Source organism: Mesorhizobium loti (assembly GCA_014189435.1).
GTDB lineage: Bacteria > Pseudomonadota > Alphaproteobacteria > Rhizobiales > Rhizobiaceae > Mesorhizobium > Mesorhizobium loti_G.
The window spans coordinates 787,710-805,800 of record CP050293.1 but is presented as its reverse complement, the minus strand read 5'-3'; the positions used below and the strand labels follow the sequence as shown (position 1 = coordinate 805,800).

14 protein-coding genes and 1 pseudogene are annotated in these 18,091 nt (G+C 63.5%); 3 read left to right on the top strand and 12 right to left on the bottom strand.

The window, feature by feature from the left end; all coding sequences use genetic code 11:
* Nucleotides 1-82: 82 nt before the first annotated feature.
* On the bottom strand, nt 83-5,581 hold the full coding sequence (locus HB777_03860; protein QND63140.1) for a phospholipase: 5,499 nt from the start codon (nt 5,579-5,581) through the stop codon (nt 83-85).
* A gap of 303 nt (nt 5,582-5,884) precedes the next feature.
* Here HB777_03860 and HB777_03855 point away from each other — a divergent pair, with 303 nt between their 5' ends.
* A complete protein-coding gene (locus HB777_03855) occupies nt 5,885-6,178 on the top strand; it encodes a hypothetical protein (GenBank protein QND63139.1) in 294 nt (97 codons plus the stop codon).
* A gap of 57 nt (nt 6,179-6,235) precedes the next feature.
* Here HB777_03855 and HB777_03850 read toward each other — a convergent pair whose 3' ends face one another.
* The 5 genes from HB777_03850 to HB777_03830 form a co-directional block, all read right to left on the bottom strand.
* Nucleotides 6,236-6,676 carry a hypothetical protein gene (locus HB777_03850; GenBank protein ID QND68642.1) on the bottom strand — a complete coding sequence of 147 codons (441 nt, stop codon included), beginning with the start codon at nt 6,674-6,676 and terminating at the stop codon, nt 6,236-6,238.
* 126 nt (nt 6,677-6,802) lie between these two features.
* A complete protein-coding gene (gene greA / locus HB777_03845) occupies nt 6,803-7,285 on the bottom strand; it encodes a transcription elongation factor GreA (protein QND63138.1) in 483 nt (160 codons plus the stop codon).
* Nucleotides 7,286-7,607: 322 nt separating this feature from the next.
* A complete protein-coding gene (locus tag HB777_03840) occupies nt 7,608-8,246 on the bottom strand; it encodes a LysE family translocator (protein QND63137.1) in 639 nt (212 codons plus the stop codon).
* A 15-nt stretch (nt 8,247-8,261) separates the two neighbouring features.
* Nucleotides 8,262-8,555 carry a hypothetical protein gene (locus tag HB777_03835; protein ID QND63136.1) on the bottom strand — a complete coding sequence of 98 codons (294 nt, stop codon included), beginning with the start codon at nt 8,553-8,555 and terminating at the stop codon, nt 8,262-8,264.
* 113 nt (nt 8,556-8,668) lie between these two features.
* Nucleotides 8,669-9,346, bottom strand: a complete 678-nt coding sequence (locus HB777_03830) for a PadR family transcriptional regulator (GenBank protein QND63135.1) — start codon at nt 9,344-9,346, stop codon at nt 8,669-8,671.
* Nucleotides 9,347-9,616: 270 nt separating this feature from the next.
* On the opposite strand from HB777_03830, the gene HB777_03825 reads away from it, so the two are divergent.
* Nucleotides 9,617-9,874: a DUF2798 domain-containing protein gene (locus tag HB777_03825; protein QND63134.1), complete on the top strand. Its 258-nt coding sequence runs from the start codon at nt 9,617-9,619 to the stop codon at nt 9,872-9,874.
* 66 nt (nt 9,875-9,940) lie between these two features.
* Here HB777_03825 and HB777_03820 read toward each other — a convergent pair whose 3' ends face one another.
* The 3 genes and pseudogenes from HB777_03820 to HB777_03810 form a co-directional block, all read right to left on the bottom strand.
* Nucleotides 9,941-10,309, bottom strand: a complete 369-nt coding sequence (locus HB777_03820; protein QND63133.1) for a DUF393 domain-containing protein — start codon at nt 10,307-10,309, stop codon at nt 9,941-9,943.
* Nucleotides 10,310-11,373, bottom strand: a pseudogene (locus HB777_03815) (DMT family transporter). It abuts the gene before it with no gap.
* Nucleotides 11,374-11,438: 65 nt separating this feature from the next.
* A complete protein-coding gene (locus tag HB777_03810) occupies nt 11,439-11,732 on the bottom strand; it encodes a GYD domain-containing protein (GenBank protein ID QND63132.1) in 294 nt (97 codons plus the stop codon).
* Nucleotides 11,733-11,997: 265 nt separating this feature from the next.
* Here HB777_03810 and HB777_03805 point away from each other — a divergent pair, with 265 nt between their 5' ends.
* Entirely contained in the window at nt 11,998-13,053 is a 1,056-nt protein-coding gene (locus HB777_03805; GenBank protein ID QND63131.1) for a TauD/TfdA family dioxygenase, read from the top strand.
* Between the two features lie 75 nt (nt 13,054-13,128).
* On the opposite strand, the gene rpoD is transcribed toward HB777_03805, so the two are convergent.
* From rpoD to HB777_03790, 3 genes are all read right to left on the bottom strand, one after another.
* Entirely contained in the window at nt 13,129-15,150 is a 2,022-nt protein-coding gene (gene rpoD / locus HB777_03800) for an RNA polymerase sigma factor RpoD (protein QND63130.1), read from the bottom strand.
* A gap of 420 nt (nt 15,151-15,570) precedes the next feature.
* Nucleotides 15,571-17,517 (bottom strand): DNA primase, encoded by a 1,947-nt coding sequence (locus HB777_03795; GenBank protein QND63129.1) that lies wholly within the window; start codon nt 17,515-17,517, stop codon nt 15,571-15,573.
* 141 nt (nt 17,518-17,658) lie between these two features.
* On the bottom strand, nt 17,659-18,027 hold the full coding sequence (locus HB777_03790; protein QND63128.1) for a hypothetical protein: 369 nt from the start codon (nt 18,025-18,027) through the stop codon (nt 17,659-17,661).
* Between the last annotated feature and the right edge of the window lie 64 nt (nt 18,028-18,091).

Genomic DNA, 18,091 nt, shown 5'->3' with positions numbered 1-18,091 from the left:
ATTAGACCGAAGGGCAAAGCCGGATGGCTCGATGCCGCCTTTGGCACCAGCACTGCCCGATCGGTCATCGACAGCGCAGGCGTCAGAATGGCATCTGTGCTTTCGCATTCAACGTCCAGGTCTTTGTGTTGCTGCCAAGCCCACCGAATTCTCCGCCGATCGAGACACCGGCTCCGCCGGGGAATCGGGCGGCGAGACCGCCGGTCGCGCGCGCCGACCATCCTTGCAGCAGGGTTGTCGATGCCGGCGGGAGGCCGCCCGCGGCGAGGATCGCGCCGCTATCCTCAATGTTGAAGTAATAGTCACCGTAGAGCCCGGCGAACGGTGTGAGCACGACGTCGCTATCGGGCCATGGCAACGGGTACGCGGCCCTCACGCCACCCGAGGCGCGTCCGCTCGTGAAGTCGTAGGTGCCTTGTTGGGTTCCGAGAGAGTCGACATAGGCGTTCTCATGCTCCCACAACGCGTAGACCTTCGCGGATGGTTCGATCAGAAAGCCGGCAGTCTTGTAGGTGCCGGTCAGGCCGGTCGAAAGCATCCAGCGCTCGCCTGTGAAATTGCCCTGCGCGGTGCCGGCAACGCCATTGTATCCGATGCCGGAGTAAGTGACGGCCGCATCGTAACGCAGCGTCGGCAGGATCTTCCAGCCGAGATAGGCGCCCGTGGTCCAGCCGTCGCCCTTCAGCTTGCCGTTGATGTCCTGCTCCGTGTAGCTGAAGGTCTCCCAGCCGCCGACCACACCGATCGCAAGGTTTGGCATGGGCTTGTAGGTGAGGCCCATCAACGCATTGACCTGCTGGCCATAGAGCGAAGCCTCCGAGGTCTGCGGCACGCCACTGTTGTTCGTCGTGTTCCGGCGGTCGATGCCCGAGGTGCGAACGTCGGCCCAGAGCAGCCATTGCTTCGTTTGCTCCCACTTCGGAGGCGCCTTCTCCGGCATCTGCTGATTGATCGCGGCAAAGGCGTCGTCGACCCGCGAGCCACTGCTGGCGGTTCCAGGCGCGCTTGCCGTTGGCCCGGCCTGAACATCATCAGCTGGTTCGGCGAAGAAATTGAAGCGTATGTGTCCGTTGCCTGGCGTCACGAAGTTGACATCGTCGTTGAAGCTGTCGGCGATCGCGTCGTCGATCGCGCCTGATATCGCCTGACCCGAGGCCTGCGCCACCACCTTGGTGACGTTGAGCTGAAGCGCCCGCAGCCGCACGCTGTCGATCGGCACGTCGACCGTCTGCGTGAGCGACGGCGAGGTGCTCGGCGTGAACGTCGCGTTGCCGCCGTAGCTGGCCGTGATCGTGTGGCTGCCGACCGCAAGCGTCGAGACGGCGAAAGACGCAACCCCGCCCGACAAGGTTGCGGATCCGATCGTCGCGCCTCCGTCGGCGAATGTGACCGTGCCCGCGGGCGTTCCACCCGTCGCGGTGACAGTTGCGGTGAATGTCACGGGTTGTCCGAACTGGCTGGGATTTTGTGACGAAGCCAGCGTCGTCTGCGACGTCGCCGCTTCATAGGTGAAGCGATCGCCGGCCGTGACGGAGGACGTCTGCGAACTGGTGGTAACGACGATGTCCACCGTGCCCGTGCCGGGTGGCGAGACCGCCGTGATCGAGTTCGCCGAATTGACCGTGTAGCTGGCCGCGTTCGCCGTACCGAATCGGACGCCGCCGGCGCCAGCCGTTCCCGCAAAACCCGATCCGGTGATGGTCACGGAGGTGCCTCCCACCGCTGGACCTGACGTCGGCGAGATCGAGGTGACGGTCGGAGGCCCGATATAGGTGAACTGGTCGGCGGCCGACGTTGCCGAGGTGCCGCCTGTGGTCGTGACCCTGATATCAACCGTGCCGGTACCGGCTGGCGCTGTGGCTGTGATCGAGGTGGCGGAATTGACCGTGAAGCTGGTCGCGGCGGTCGCGCCAAAGGTCACCGCCGTCGCACCGGTGAAGCCGCTGCCGGCGATGGTCACGGTGGTGCCGCCGGGCGCCGGTCCCGAGGTCGGCGAGATCGAGCTGACGGTCGGCGCTTCGACATAAGTGAACTGGTCCGCGGCCGACGTGGCCGAGGTGCCGCCTGTGGTCGTGACCCTGACATCGACCGTGCCTGTGCCGGAAGGCGACGTTGCGGTGATCTGGGTTGCGGAATTGACCGTGAAGCCCGTCGCAGCGGTTGCGCCGAAGGTCACCGCCGTCGCACCCGAGAATCCGGTGCCGGTGATGGTCACTGTGGTGCCGCCCGCGTCGGCTCCCGCCGTCGGCGAGATCGAGCTGACAGTCGGAGCTGCCGCATAAGTGAACTGGTCGGCGGCCGACGTTGCCGAGGTGCCGCCTGCCGTCGTCACCCTGACATCGACCGTGCCGGAGCCGGCGGGCGACGTCGCGGTGATCTGGGTTGCGGAATTGACCGTGAAGCCTGTCGCCGCGGTTGCGCCAAACGTCACCGCCGTCGCGCCCGACAGATTGCTGCCGGTGATGATCATGGTTGTGCCGCCGGTCTGCGGTCCCGCCGTTGGCGAGATCGAGGTGACGGTCGGTAGCCCGATATACGTGAACTGGTCGGCGGCCGACGTTGTCGAGGTGCCACCTGTCGTCGTGACCCTGACATCAACCGTGCCGGTACCGGCCGGCGCTGTCGCGGTGATCTGGGTTGCAGAATTGACCGTGAAGCTCGTCGCCGCCGCGCCAAACGCCACCGCCGTCGCTCCCGTGAAGTTGGTGCCGGTGATGGTCACTGTGGTGCCGCCCGCGTCGGGTCCCGACGTCGGCGAGACCGAACTGACGGTCGGAGCTTCGACATAAGTGTACTGGTCGGCGGCCGATGTTGCTGACGTTCCACCGACGGAGGTCACCCTGACATCGACCGTGCCGGTGCCGGAAGGCGATGTCGCGGTGATCTGGGTTGCGGAATTGACCGTGAAGCCTGTCGCCGGAGTCACGCCGAAGGTCACCGCCGTCGCACCGGTGAATCCGGTGCCGGTGATGGTCACTGTGGTGCCGCCCGCGTCGGCTCCCGCCGTCGGCGAGATCGAGCTGACAGTCGGAGCTGCCGCATAAGTGAACTGGTCGGCGGCCGACGTGGCTGAGGTCCCGCCTGCCGTCGTCACCCTGACATCGACCGTGCCGGAGCCGGCGGGCGACGTTGCGGTGATCTGGGTTGCGGAATTGACCGTGAAGCCTGTCGCCGCGGTTGCCCCGAAGGTGACGGCCGTCGCACCCGAGAAGTTGGTGCCGGTGATGATCACGCTGGTCCCGCCCGTCGTCGGTCCCGACGTCGGCGAGATCGAGGTGACGGTCGGAGGCCCGATATAGGTGAACTGGTCGGCGGCCGACGTGGCTGAGGTCCCGCCTGCCGTCGTCACTCTGACATCGACCGTGCCGGTGCCGGAAGGCGACGTTGCGGTGATCTGGGTTGCGGAATTGACCGTGAAGCCTGTCGCCGCGGTCGCCCCGAAGGTGACGGCCGTCGCACCCGAGAAGTTGGTGCCGGTGATGGTCACTGTGATGCCGCCGGCCGCCGGTCCCGAGGTCGGCGAAATCGAGGTGACGGTCGGGGACGGGATATAGGTGAATTGGTCGGCGGCCGATGTTGCTGACGTTCCGCCGACAGAGGTTATCCTGACATCGACCGTGCCGGTGCCGGAAGGCGACGTCGCGGTGATCGACGTCGCGGAATTGACCGTGAAGCCTGTTGCCGGGGTCGCCCCGAAGGTGACGGCTGTCGTACCCGAAAAGTTGGTGCCGGTGATGGTCACTGTGGTGCCGCCAGCGCCGGGGCCCGCCGTCGGCGAAATCGAGGTGACGGTTGGCGCCGCGACGTAGGTGTATTGGTCGGCGGCTGACGTGGCTGACGTTCCGCCGACGGAGGTTACCCTGATATCGACCGTGCCGGTGCCGGAAGGCGACGTTGCGGTGATCTGGGTTGCGGAATTGACGGTGAAGCCCGTCGCCGGGGTAGCCCCGAAGGTGACGGCCGTCGTGCCCGAGAAGTTGGTGCCGGTGATGGTCACGGTCGTGCCGCCGGCGCCGGGGCCCGCCGCCGGCGAAATTGAGGTGACGGTTGGCGCCGCGACGTAGGTGTATTGGTCGGCGGCCGACGTCGCCGAGGTACCGCCTGCCGTCGTCACCCTGATATCAACCGTGCCGGTACCGACCGGCGCTGTCGCGGTGATCGAGGTGGCGGAGTTGAAGGTGAAGCCTGTCGCAGCGGTTGCGCCGAAGGTCACCGCCGTTACACCCGTGAAGTTGGTGCCGGTGATAGTGACGCTGGTCCCGCCCGTCTGCGGTCCCGCCGTCGGCGAGATCGACGTGACGGTCGGGGGCGGGATATAGGTGAATTGGTCGGCGGCCGATGTTGCTGACGTTCCGCCGACGGAGGTTATCCTGACATCGACCGTGCCGGTGCCGGAAGGCGACGTCGCGGTGATCGACGTCGCGGAATTGACCGTGAAGCCTGTCGCAGCGGTTGCGCCGAAGGTCACCGCCGTCGCTCCCGAGAAGTTGATGCCGGTGATGGTCACTGTGGTGCCGCCCGTCTGCGGTCCCGCCGTTGGCGAAATCGAGGTGACGATCGGAGCTGCGACATAAGTGAACTGGTCGGCGGCTGACGTGGCTGAGGTCCCGCCTGCCGTCGTCACCCTGACGTCGATCGTGCCGCTGCCGGCGGGCGACGTTGCGGTGATCTGGGTTGCGGAATTGACCGTGAAGCCTGTCGCAGCGGTGGCGCCAAACGTCACCGCCGTCGCACCCGAGAAGTTGGTGCCGGTGATGATCACGGTCGTGCCGCCGGTGCCGGGACCCGCCGTCGGCGAGATCGAGGTGACGGTTGGTGCGGCGACGTAGGTATACTGGTCGGCGGCCGACGTCGCCGAGGTGCCGCCTGTGGTCGTGACGGTCACATCGACGGTGCCTGCCGAACCAGCCGGCGCGATCGCGGTGATCTGAGTGTCGGAATTGACGGTGTAGCCCGTCGCATTCGTAGAGCCGAACTTCACGCCGCCGGCGCCCGTGGTGCCGGTGAAGTTGGTGCCCGTGATCACGACCGAGTTGCCGCCGCCCAGGGCCCCGGAGGTCGGCGAGATCGCCGTTACGGTCGGCTGGGCCGAGCAGGTCACCGTCGCCTGGGCCGACCCGGGTGCAACGCTCCAGGCATAGACGATGAACTGGGTATCGTTTGCAGGCAGAACATAATTGCCACTGAGATTGAGTTCGGCGCCTGCCGCCCCGTACTGCTCGAGGATGACGGTGCCTCCATTCTGCCCGTAGAGCGCGAATCCGGAACCGTTTTGGCTGGCGGGCGGATTCGTATTTCCCGACGTCGTCGCGGAATAGGTGACCTTCTCGCCGGCCAAAAGGCTGTATGTCAGATATTGGTCAGCGCCGCCCGACGGGACCGAGAGCCCGCCACCCCATGTCGCGTTGATCTGACTGCAGCCGGCGGATATCGCGAAGGAAGGCGATACGAGAGCCAGTTGAAAGAGCGCCACAAGAAGCCATGCGAGCGACGCCTGAACGTATCTTGTGCGGTTGCGGATTGCCGAAATAAGTCCAAATACAGAAAGTATTCTTGCAATAAATGAATAGGCGAAGAGCATCGCCTGCCCCCAAATCAAAAACCCAACCTGCTACGCAGGTATCCCCACATCGGCCATAGCAGTCCGTTTCGGTCCTTGCCACAGAAAACTCATATTTGGGGGCGTGCCGCGGGCGGCCGGGGCAGGTTTTCCAGCGCGTGATGCAATTGCGCGGAGGGGCATCGCTGCATTCGTGCACGGAGCGAGAGGATGATGGTCGGCGTGCTCTGCGTTCGAGACCGAATCGGCGCGGCACGTTCGCTGCCTCGGCTCCCCTACCCGAAGATCCGCCTGCCTTGCTCGTCGAACAGTTGGATGCCCTTCTTGATCGAGATGTCGACGGCCGGCGAAGCTGTCAGCGGGGACGAATATTGTGTTCCTTCACCACGCCGTCGACCTCCTTGGAAACGACGCCGCAGGTCTGGACGCGAACGGCAGCATGAGCCCCATCTCGGCCATTCCGGATTCGCCGGCGCCTTGCTGAAAGCCGCCGTCGCCCTGGAGCAATTCCAGGGAAAGTGTGAAACGGTTTTCCTGGGAAAAGCGCATAGCGCTTTCCCTTGGGAATTGCTCCAAAACAAGGAGTTAGAGCGGTTCGCCGTTTCCGTGAAACGGTGAATTACTCCGGGGGCCTTTCAGGCCGACAGCCCGCCCATTCAAGGACTGACGAGCCTTTTACTTCACCGTGATGGCCATACCGCTGAGATCGGCGTTGACTTGCAGGCCAACCTGCTTGCCTGTGAGTTCGAGTTGGGCGCCCTTGTCATTGGTCATGACGATCACCTGGGCTCCTTTGCCGAGAGCGCCACCACCGCCCGCCGCCCCGTAGACCCCCGTCACATCTCGGGCGCGCCTGATATGGCGCACGGTTCCGCGGAAATAGGTCTTCGAAACCCCGAAGGCGAGGCCGCCCGAAACGGCGCCGATAGAGACGGGGTAGCTGCGGCCGTGGAAGGTCAGCGTGCCCTCGCCTCCGGAGCCACCGATGAAGAATGCCGCCTTGTAGACGGCGAAGCGGATCGTACCGCTGTCGGCATGCGCGGCGCTGGCGACACTGACGGCCCCGGCGGCGATGGCGGCAACCGCGAGTGAACGAATTCTGGACGAAATCATGATGAGAACTCCTCAAGCTGGCCACTTGCCCAACGGCTGGGCTCGTCAGCGTGGTATCAACGCTACAACTGAACAGTCTCGCCCGTTGTTGGTTCCAGGCCCCGGTCGTGCGCCATACCCGATGTCCAATTAGGAAATGGACAGGATCTCAAGCTCGCGCTGCCCCAGCTGGACAAAGTCGCCAACGGTTTTGCCAGTCAGCGCGATGGCAACCGGCGAACCATGCGATATGGAAGTTTGAGACGGGTTGGCCTCATCCTCACCGACGATGCGGAAGGTCTGCGTGCGGCCATCGTCACGCTTGAAGGTAACGGTGTGCCCGAAGGCGATCACTTCATTGGACGCGGGCACCGACATGAGCTGAGCCGTACGGACGCGCTCGGCATAATAGCGCGTATCCCGAACCGGAACCGCTGACTGCCGTCGCCTCTCATTGACATCTTCCAGCACGTTGGCGGCCTCGAGAGCCTGCTGAGCGCGAGCCAATTCATCCTGCAGCATCTTGAGGCCCGCCTCCGTGACGAGGTTGATCCGATCGGAGACAGGACGCGCCGGCAGAATGGTTTCCGATGCCGCCTCAGCACTTTCCTCTTTGGCGAATGCTACGCTCAATGGTCGAGACTCTTCTTCATGGACGCCATCCCTTGCCGACGGAATTCAAAAAAATTGTGTCGGACAGGTCTGGAACGATAGCAATTATTCCGCTGTTTGCGGGGACTTTTCATCGTGACAACTCGAAAAGGTGCAGGACGCGCTGACAGCGAATGTCCGCTTTGGAGCACGAGCTTCTGGCGTTCTCACGTCTTGGATAGGTCGGAATCCGAATGGCAGTTGATGACCGCGAATGGCCCAAAGCCGGATTCTTGCCGACGAAAAGCGCAACGGCCAAGATCAGCGGGATCCCGATTTCAAGCCAAGAGGCGGGAGTTATGCGTCAAACAAGAGATCGTACGCTGTCGGTCATCAACTTGACGCCCAACGCTCCAACCACCATTCCCGCGGCGCGGTCGATCCAGACTTTGGATCGCAAATAGGCAGCCTTCGGTCGGCGCGATGAGAAACCAAGTGCCACGATGGCGTACCAAACGAATTCGTTGAGGAAGAGCATCGGCGGCAGAGCAAACAACATCCAGGATGGTGCCGGCGAGGGCAAGAGCGCGGCGAACATCGAAGCGTAGAAGATCGCTGTCTTTGGATTGGACAGTTGCACAAAGAGACCACGCAATAGGGACTTCCAAAGCGTGCTTGGTCGTCCAGTCGCCGTCTCGGCAACCTCTATCGGTTCGGGCGCGGCGCGCCAGATATTGATTCCGAGCCAAACAAGATAGGCTCCGCCAGCCAGCCTCAGCGCAAGATTAAGCCATTCAACTTGCAATAGGATTGCCGTCAGACCCGCGACCGCGATGCAAGCGAAAAGGAAGCCGCCTATGCCCATCCCTATCGCCGCCATCACGCCGTCTGCGCGCGACCCCGAGATAGCGATCCGCGAAACCACAACAAAGCTCGGGCCTGGGCTGATTGCACCGAGAAGGAAGACCCCCAAGATGGAGAACAGGATCGCAAGTTCATGCACGGCATTTCCTCCTCACTACCCGAAGATCCGCTCGCCCTGCTCGTCGACCAGTTGCATGCCCTTCTTGATCGAGATGTCGACGGCATCGTCGAGCCCGGCGAAGCGGTCGGCGCGGATGAATTTGTGTTCCTTCACCACGCCGTCGATCTCCTTGGAGACGATGCCGCAGGTCTGGTACTGGCCATCCGCCTTGTAGGGCGTGGCGCTGATCAGGAAACCCTTGTGCTCGACCTGCTTGGCTGGTGCCGCGCTCTTCGGCTCACCCGCCTCGGCTCCGCCACCGCCGAAAAGACGCTTCAGAAAAGACATCGGGCTTCCTCCAACAGCATTCATCCCGCACCATGTAGCGTGGCGCGGGATGAATTTCACTATCGGTCCTTGGCCTGGCGGGCAAGGGCTGCGCCCTGCGGTGCGGGAAGAGCCTACTTATGCGACAGCGCTTCCAGCGCTTCGGCGGCGGCTTCGAGAATGGCGATAGCCTCGGCCTGCTTGTCGGCCGGGGCATCGACGATGTCGCCGAGAGCAGCGCGCAGCCGGTGGCGCACGGCACGGAATTCGTCGCGCGCCTCCGAACGCTCACCACGACCGCCGCGGCGCCCGCCCTCTTCGCGCTCGTCGTTCCAGCCGAACCAGTCGCGCGCCTTGGCCATCTTGCGGCCGAAGCGCTCGAGATGTTCAAGCACGCCGTCGATCATCTCGCGATTGTCGGCGAGATGCGCTTGCCCCGCCTCGGTGATCGAGAACACCTTCTTGTTGCCGTCCGCGGCGGAGGCGGCATAGCCGGCCTCTTCGAGGAAGGTCAGTGTCGGATAGACCACGCCCGGGCTCGGGCTGTAGATGCCGCTGGTGCGCTCTTCCAGCGCCTTGATGATGTCGTAGCCGTGGCGCGGCGCCTCGGCCAGCAGCGACAGCGTGATCAGCTTGAGGTCGCCGTCGGCCAGCATGCGCCCGGCGCGGAACATGTCGCCAGGGCCGCCGCGACCGCCGCCACGACCACCGTGCCCGAACGGGCCGAACCCGCCGCCGCGTCCGCCGAATTTGCCAGCCATGTGCATGAACATGCGCTCGCCGAAATGATTGTTCCCAAAATGTTTGTGCATTGATTGCTCCTTGAGTTGTATCTTACGATATATCTTAATTAGGCAAGCCAATCGTTGGAGTCAAGATATATCTTACGATGTATCTCGATACGACGCCAGAGGCTTGCTTTCACCGGAACGTGCCGCTAGAAGGCCCGTGAGCGCCTCGGCTGCTCCGTAAGCGTCTGACGTCAAGCAACGCATCCAACCCCGGTCTTTCCGGGCAATTTTGCCGGTCACCGGCGAATGGATGCCAATGCGACGGACCGGACACTTCAGGGAACTCTCAAAATGACTGCAAGACATCGGCGCAGGAAGCTGCCTGCGCGCTATGCCGCTGTTCTCAGCCCGCTGGTGCTGTCGCTGTTGATGACCTTCATCGTCTCGTTCATCTCGACGCTGAAAAGCCTTGGCTTCCACCCCGACCTGCCGTCCATCTGGCTAACCGCCTGGGGCCTGTCCTGGCTGGTGGCGTTTCCGACGCTGCTGCTGGTGCTGCCGGTGGTACGCCGCATCGTCGGCGCGCTGTGCGAACCGGCCCGCCGATAGCTCGCGCGAAAAAGGTCCGGAGATGTCCTCCGGGCCTTTGCATTTCTGGTCATCAATCACGAACCGCTACCAGCGACCCTTGCGCCGGTTCCAGGCATAGAGCAGGTCGGCGAAACGATCATAGGCAAGGCGTGTCAGCGGCAAGACAACCGGATTGCCGAACAAAGTCGCCAGCCAGCCCTCGCCGGGCGTGACCTTCCACACGGCGATGGCAACGTCGGCGCCGACCAGCAGCCCGCCCGCCGCGTCGGTGGCGTGCAGCCGCCGGCGGATATCCTCAAGCGACGCGCCATGTCCGGCAAGCGCTGCCGGTTCAAAATTGATGTCGCGGAACTCGATCCGCCCAGCCTTGACCGCTTCGATCAACCGCCGCTTCTGCCTGACAATGCCGGCATCGCAAACCGGGCAGCGCGTGTTGTACCAGACAGTCAGCATCTATCCGTGGCCATGCCTGTGGTGCAGGTCGGGATAATGCGGATGCCGGTGGCGCATCGGCGCATGCCGGTGCCAGTGCGAATGCGGTTCGCTCACCGGCCCGTCATGCTGGTGCTGGTGGTGCTCGTCATGCACATGGCTGTGCTCGTGTTCCAGTTCCTCGTGGTCGTGCTCATGCTCATGGCGTTCCGACAGATGCAGCCACAGGCCGACGCCCATCAGCAGCCCGGCGATCGCCAGCTTGAGCGTGACGGCGTCACCCAATATGGCGATTGCCAGCAACGCGCCGATAAAGGGGGCGAGCGAGTAATAGGCGCCTGTCCGTGCGGTGCCGAGATGACGCAACGCCACGATGAACATCACCAGGCTGACCCCGATGCCGAAGAAGCCGACGGCCGCGACGACTGCCACGACCGACGCCGGGGGAACGAAGCCCCGCCAGCAAGCGCCAGCCCGACATTGACGACACCCGCCACCAGCCCCTTGAGCATGGCGATCACCACCGGGTCGGTGGCCGAGATCCTGCGCGTGAAATTGTTGTCGATCCCCCAGGCCACACAAGCTCCCGCCTCCAGCAGGGCGCCACGATTGAAGGCGATGCCCTCACCTTGCCAAGACAAGAGAACGGCGCCCGCCAGAATGGCGAAGGCGCCCAGAAGCAGACGCCGGTCGACATTCTCGCGATAGACGAGCCAGGCGATTGCCATCGTCGCCAGCCCTTCGAGATTGAGCAGCAGCGCCGAACTGGACGCCGTGTTGAGGGTCAGGCCGAACATCAGCAGCACCGGCGCGATAACGCCGCCCATGCCGATTGCCAGCGCCAGCCAGGGAATATCCCCAGCGGTCAGCTGCGCCTCCCCGGCCGCGGCCTGCCCGCCCCGGAGCAGGCGGTACAGAGCGAGGCCGAGACCAGCACCGAGATAGAGCAGCCCGGCCAGCATGAAGGGATTGACGCCATTGAGCAGCAGCTTGCTGAGCGGCGGCGTCGCCCCGAACAAGGCAGCCGAGCCAAGCGCCAGCGGCACGCCAGGCCACAGATGAGAATGCGAATGCGGTTCGGACATGGCTATATCCTAGCGCAAGCTCCCCAGGAATGGCGATGCGCTTTACGCGCTGTTTCGTCACGGCTCTATCCGAGCGAGGTGATGATCTCGCGGTAGGCGAATTCGGGAAAGGCCTTCAGCGTCCGCGTCCTGACATTGCCGGCTGCCGCCAGCATCAGCGAGAAACGCGCCAGCACCGCGTCGTCTGGCGCTTCGACCACGGCCACCATGTCGTACTCGCCCATGGTCAGGTAGAACGCCTTGAACGATCCGCCCATGTCTCCGAGCTGCTTCCTGGCGGCGTCGAGCCGCTTCGGTGACTCGCGCACGTTTCTGGCACCCTGCTCCGTCCAGTTCATCAGCACGATGTAGCTTGTCATGGCACACCTCCCTCCGGGGCCACGGAGCACGGCGGCTTCGCCGGGGCGGGCATCCGGGTTGTCGCCCAGAAAATGCATCCGACGCGAAAGTATCCTCCCGCGGCGAACGTCCCGCAAGGACTATCGCACCGGCGCCCGATTGCCGGGTGAAGGCGAGCTTGACCAAGCGCACGCAGGCCCAGGAAAGCCGGTTTAAAAACCCGCCCGATTGCGGCAATCTCCGTCGTGGCCCATGGCCGAGACCGATCCAGCGCGGGAGAGCTTCATGCGCGAGACCATCGAGCTGCCGCCGGGAACGATCGAAAGCCCTGCCGCATGGACCGGCGAGGAGATGGCGAAGCATCCGCAGAATTGGCTGGTGGAACTGGACCCACAGGACGTCGCGGAGTTGGAACTGGCGGCAACCGGCTTTCTCGCAGGCCCGCAGGACATCGGCAATTTGACCAAGGCTGATTTCCCCTTGCCCAGGCTCGCCGGTCATCTTGCCGCGCTTGGCGAAAAACTGATCGCAGGCATTGGCTTCGAGGTGCTTCGTGGTCTCCCGGTCGAAAAATACTCCGCGCAAATGGCGGCAACGATCTTCTGCGGGGTCGGCGCGCATCTGGGAAGCGCACGGTCCCAGAATGCCCAGGGCCATATACTCGGCCATGTCCGCGACACAGGCGCCAACGCCAGGGACGCGACGACACGCATCTACCAGACGTCGGAGCGCCAGACGTTTCACACCGACTCCGCCGATGTGGTCGGCCTGCTCTGCCTGAGGGATGCCATGCAAGGCGGCGAGTCCCTGCTGGTCAGCACGGTGACGATCTACAACGAGATGCGCAAAAGACGGCCCGATCTGGTCCGCCTGCTGTTCGATCCGATTGCCACCGACCGGCGCGGCGAGATCCCGGAAGGCGAAAAGCCCTATTTCGAAATCCCGGTCCTCAACTGGCATGCGGGATTGCTGACCGGCATCTATCAGCGCCAGTACATCGACAGCGCGCAACGCTTCCCCGATGCCATGCGGCTGAGTTCAGCGCATGTCGAAGCGCTGGATCTTTTCGACAGCCTTGCCAATGATCCCCTGCTGAACCTGTCGATGCGGCTTCGGCCGGGCGACATGCAGTTCGTCTACAATCATTCGCTGCTGCACGACCGCATGGGCTTTCGCGATTGGCCGGACCCGGACAAGCGCCGCCACATGCTGCGCCTTTGGCTGTCGATCCCGGGCGACCGTGCACTGCCTGCGTGCTTCGGGCAGCGCTATGGCTCGATCGAGATCGGCGATCGGGGCGGAATAATCGTCAAGGGCGCGAGGCTGAACGTGCCTTTGTAGAGCAATTCTATGAGCCACTTGAAACGAAAAGGGCGCCTCGATGGGCGCCCTTGATCTCTTTGCAATCGGTAAGTGTCAGCTATCCAGGAAGCTGCGCAGCTTGCGGCTCCGGCTCGGGTGCTTGAGCTTGCGCAGCGCCTTGGCTTCGATCTGGCGGATACGCTCGCGGGTGACCGAGAACTGCTGGCCGACTTCTTCCAGCGTATGATCGGTGTTCATGCCGATGCCGAAACGCATTCTGAGCACGCGCTCCTCGCGCGGCGTCAGCGAAGCCAGCACGCGCGTGGTGGTCTCGCGCAGATTGGCCTGGATCGCCGCGTCGATCGGCAGGATCGCCATCTTGTCCTCGATGAAATCGCCCAGATGCGAATCCTCCTCGTCGCCGACCGGCGTTTCGAGCGAGATCGGCTCCTTGGCAATCTTCAGCACCTTGCGCACTTTTTCGAGCGGCATGGCGAGCTTTTCGGCCAGTTCTTCCGGCGTCGGCTCGCGGCCGATCTCGTGCAGCATCTGGCGCGAGGTGCGCACGATCTTGTTGATCGTCTCGATCATATGCACCGGAATGCGGATGGTGCGCGCCTGGTCGGCGATCGAACGCGTGATCGCCTGCCGGATCCACCATGTCGCGTAGGTCGAGAACTTGTAGCCGCGGCGGTATTCGAATTTGTCGACCGCCTTCATCAGGCCGATATTGCCTTCCTGAATCAGGTCGAGGAACTGCAGGCCGCGATTGGTGTATTTCTTGGCGATGGAGATGACGAGGCGAAGATTGGCCTCGACCATTTCCTTCTTGGCGATCGCCGCTTCGCGCTCGCCCTTCTGCACCTGGTTGACGATCTTGCGGAATTCCAGGATCGAGATCGCCGTTTCGGTGGCGAGGTTCTGGATCTCGGCGCGCAGCTCCTTGATCGCGTCCTTCTCGTTCTTGGTGAATTCCTTCCAGCCGCGCGAGGTCAGATTGCCGATCGCGCGTGTCCAGTTGGGGTCGAGTTCGGAACCCTGATATTCCTTCAGGAACTCCTCGCGGCGCACGCCGTAGCTTTCGGCGAGCCGGAGCAACTTGCCTTCGTTCTGCACCAGGCGCTTGTTGATGTCGTAAAGCTGCTCGACCAGCGCCTCGATGCGCGCCGTGTTGAGCGACAGCGACTTCACCGCCTTGATCAGCTGGTCCTTCAGCTCCTTCAGCCGGCGATCCTGGCTGGGCGACAGAGTGCCGGCCGCGGCCAGACGGTTCTCGACCTGCTGGTCCTGCAGCTTGCGCAGCTTCTTGTAGGTGTCGGCGATGACGTCGAGCGTCTCCATCACCTGCGGGCGCAGTTCGGCTTCCATCGCCGCCAGCGACAGGCTCGCTTCGTCCTCGTCTTCCTCGTCGTCATCGACCAGCCCGCGCGTATCGGCGCCGACATTGGTGACGTCTTCTTCCTCGTCGCGCGAACGGCGCGGCTTGTCCTCGACCTTGGCTTCCTCGATGCGCTCGACCACCGGCGCCTGCTTGGCCTCGGGGCCGGCATAGGTGGCTTCGAGATCGATGATCTCGCGCAGCAGGATTTTCGATTCGTTGAGCTCGTCGCGCCAGATGATGATGGCCTGGAAGGTCAGCGGGCTTTCGCACAGGCCGGCGATCATCGTCTCGCGACCGGCTTCGATGCGCTTGGCGATGGCGATTTCGCCCTCGCGCGACAAAAGCTCGACCGAGCCCATCTCGCGCAGATACATGCGCACCGGATCGTCGGTGCGATCGGTCGGCTCTTTCTTGGTGGTGGTGGCGGCGACCGCGGTGCCGGTCTGCTCGGCCAACTCGTTGGCGTCTTCCTCGGCATCGGCCGCGGTGTCGGCGGCCTCGGGCTCTTCGCCCTGCTCGTCGTCCTCGACCACGTTGATGCCCATGTCGGACAGCATCGCCATCGTGTCCTCGATCTGCTCGGAGGTCACTTCCTCGGAGGGCAGCACCGAATTCAGCTCGTCCATGGTGACATAGCCGCGCTTCTTGGCGGCCTTGATCATCTTCTTGACAGCATCATCGGAAAGGTCGAGCAGAGGGCCATCGGTGGCGCCTTCGCGTTCGGTTTCGACCTCTTCCTTTTCCTTAGTCGCCATAGTCTTTATCTTCTCCTAGCGGCCGAACTTCAAAGCCGCGTAAGCTGTCGGACCAGTCAAATCGGATGCGCTCGCTTATGAAACGCGCCTCGCCGGGCCAGTAACTGCATCAACTCGTTTGGTGTATGTCGTTGCCCCAAAATCGGGTTTCCCCTTTTCGGCGACATGCATTAAGTCCAGATTAACCCTGATATCTGTGGCAGGCAGGCTGCCTGTCCAGTGACCAGTACCCTACATCGCTTATTTCCCGTCGACGCGGGTTCGGGTTAACGTTTCGAATCGTCCTGATTCCGCCAATCTGCCAGAAGGTCAAGCGCCTCTCGCATGATTCGCATGAAAAAAGCGAATCAATTACCCGACTTAGCCCGTTACGCGCCATTTGGACGCGCAACAACGCCTTCGCGTCTCATTTGCTTCAAACTAAGCCCGCCCGGCCCTGCCCGAGGACACGCCGAATCCTTCGATCAGCGCTTCCGTTGCCTGTACGTCCTGAAATTGCGCCTGAATTTCGATCAGGTGCCGGTAGTTTTCGTCTGTGGGATCGGTGGCGAGCGCCGCTTCCGCCTGTTTCAGTTCCTTATGTAAGGTGCGCGCGCTGCGCTGCAAGTGCAGCGCCTGGCTGAAAGCATCGCGGGCATCTTCAAGGGCAGCTGTCTCCAGCGCCGGCCATTGCCGCATGCGCCGGATCAGGCCGACGGCCCGCTCCCAGATATCGGCGCAGCCGGCGCGTTCGACCGTCGCGATAACGGCGTGACGGTCATTGGCCATGTCATGCGCCATCGCGTCGAGGATCGCCGCATGCAGCCGCCTCAGATCGGAGTTGGCGAGATCCAGAAACTCGATATGAGCGAAATTCTCGTCGATCAGTGCCGGATGGTTGATCAACGCGACGATGATCGTCGCCTCGCGCACCGACATCCCCTCGCCGCCGCGCTTGACCAGCGCGGATTGGCCGAGGCTTTCGGTGATCGCCATGCGGCCGCCACCAGGTTTGGCGAATTGTCCGCCGGGTGCGGCTGCCTTGCCCTGGCCGCGCTCGCCTGGCCGGCCGCCATCTTGACGCCCTTGGCGTGCACCGCGCTGCGAGCCAAAGAAGCTCAACACGCGCTCGCGCATCTCCTGTTGATAATGGTAGCGTAGGCTTTCGTCGCGGATGCGGCTGGTCAGTTCGCGCAGCGTCTTCTCGAGTTCGGCCCGCCGCTCCGGCGTGTCGAAGACACCGCCCGCCGTCTCACGCATCCACAACAGATCGACCAGCGGCCGCGCTTCGGCCAGCACGATGCGGAACGCGTCCGGTCCTTCGGCCTTGACCAGATCGTCGGGATCCTTGCCTTCCGGCAGCAGCGCGAAGCGCGCCGAACGCCCGGCCTGCACCGACGGCAGCGCCATGTCGGCGGCCCGCCAGGCCGCCTTCAGCCCGGCCTTGTCGCCGTCGAAACACAACATGGGCTCCGGCGCCATGCGCCAAAGCAGCTCGAGCTGGTTCTCGGTGAGCGCGGTGCCGAGTGGCGCCACGACATTCTCGAAGCCGGCCTGCGCCAGCGCGATCACGTCCATATAACCTTCGACGGCGATCACCGTGCCGCCCTTGGCGAGCGCCTTGCGGGCGCGGGCGAAATTGTAGAGCACGTTGCCCTTGTGGAAGAGCTCGGTGTCGGGCGAATTCATGTATTTGGCCAGCGCATCGGGCGCCAGCGCGCGGCCGCCAAAGGCGATGATCTTGCCTCTGGAATCCGGGATCGGGAACATGATGCGGTCGCGGAACCAGTCATAGGAGACCGGGATGTCGTCGCCGTGGCGCACCAGCCCGCAGGCCTCGATATCGGCCTTGGGAACGCCCTTGGCGGCGAGATGCTCCTTGAGCGCATTGCGGCTGTCGGGGGCGAAGCCCAACCGGAACGATTGCTGCGTCGCCGGCGTCAGCCCACGATCCCTGAGATAGGCGCGGGCTTTGGCGCCTTCCGGTCCCTGCAGCCGTTCCTGGAAGAAGCTGGTCGCCATCTCCATGACGTCGGTCAGGCTGGCGCGTTCCTTTTCGCGCCGCTCCTCCTGCGCGTCGCGAACCGGCATCGGCACGCCGGCCATCTCGGCGATCTTCTCGACCGCTTCGGGAAAGCTCATCCCGTCGAGTTCGGTGAGGAACTTGAAATGATCGCCCGAAACCGAGCAGCCGAAACAATGGTAGCGGCCCTTCTTGTCCTCGCAGTGGAAGGACGGGCTCTTCTCGCCATGGAACGGGCAACAAGCCCAATAGTCGCCGCGCGGCGCGTTGGTCTTCTTCCGGTCCCATGCGACGCGCAGGCCGACAACCGATGAAATCGGCACGCGGTCGCGGATCTCGTCGAGGAAAGCGGGTGGAAAGCGCATCGGGGAACTCGTTTCCCCACCATATAATCATGCCCGCGAAGTCCGACGACCCCTAATGCAGACCATACCCGGTTTCCACAGGGCAAAAAGAAAGGCGGCCGTTGCGGGCCGCCTCCCTTTCAATGTCCGGCAAGGTACCGGTTACTGCGCGGCAAGCGCGCCGAAGATGACGCCGGAGAGGATGCCAACCAGCACATAGTCGTTGCCGACGCGGATCCACTCCTGGCCGCGGCCGGGACGATGCAGGCCGTAGCGGCCATAGTCGCGGATCGGCTGGTGACGCTTCCAGCTGGAATATTTCTGGCCATTGCGCCAGTTGTTGCGCTTCACGACGACCTTCTTCTTGAAGACGCGCTTCTTCACATCGCTGTGGTGGCCGGGCTTCTGCCAGTCGACCTGGCTGGTGTTCGACTGCGGAGCGACCGGTGCATTCAGCGGTGCGGCCTGGCCGGTGAGCGACGTGGCGGCCAGCATCGAGATAGCGAGGGCGGAAAGGACAATGCGTTTCATGAGAAGTCTCCTTGGTTGTCGATGCCCAGGAAATAGCGGCCCACCGATGAACCGAAACTGAACG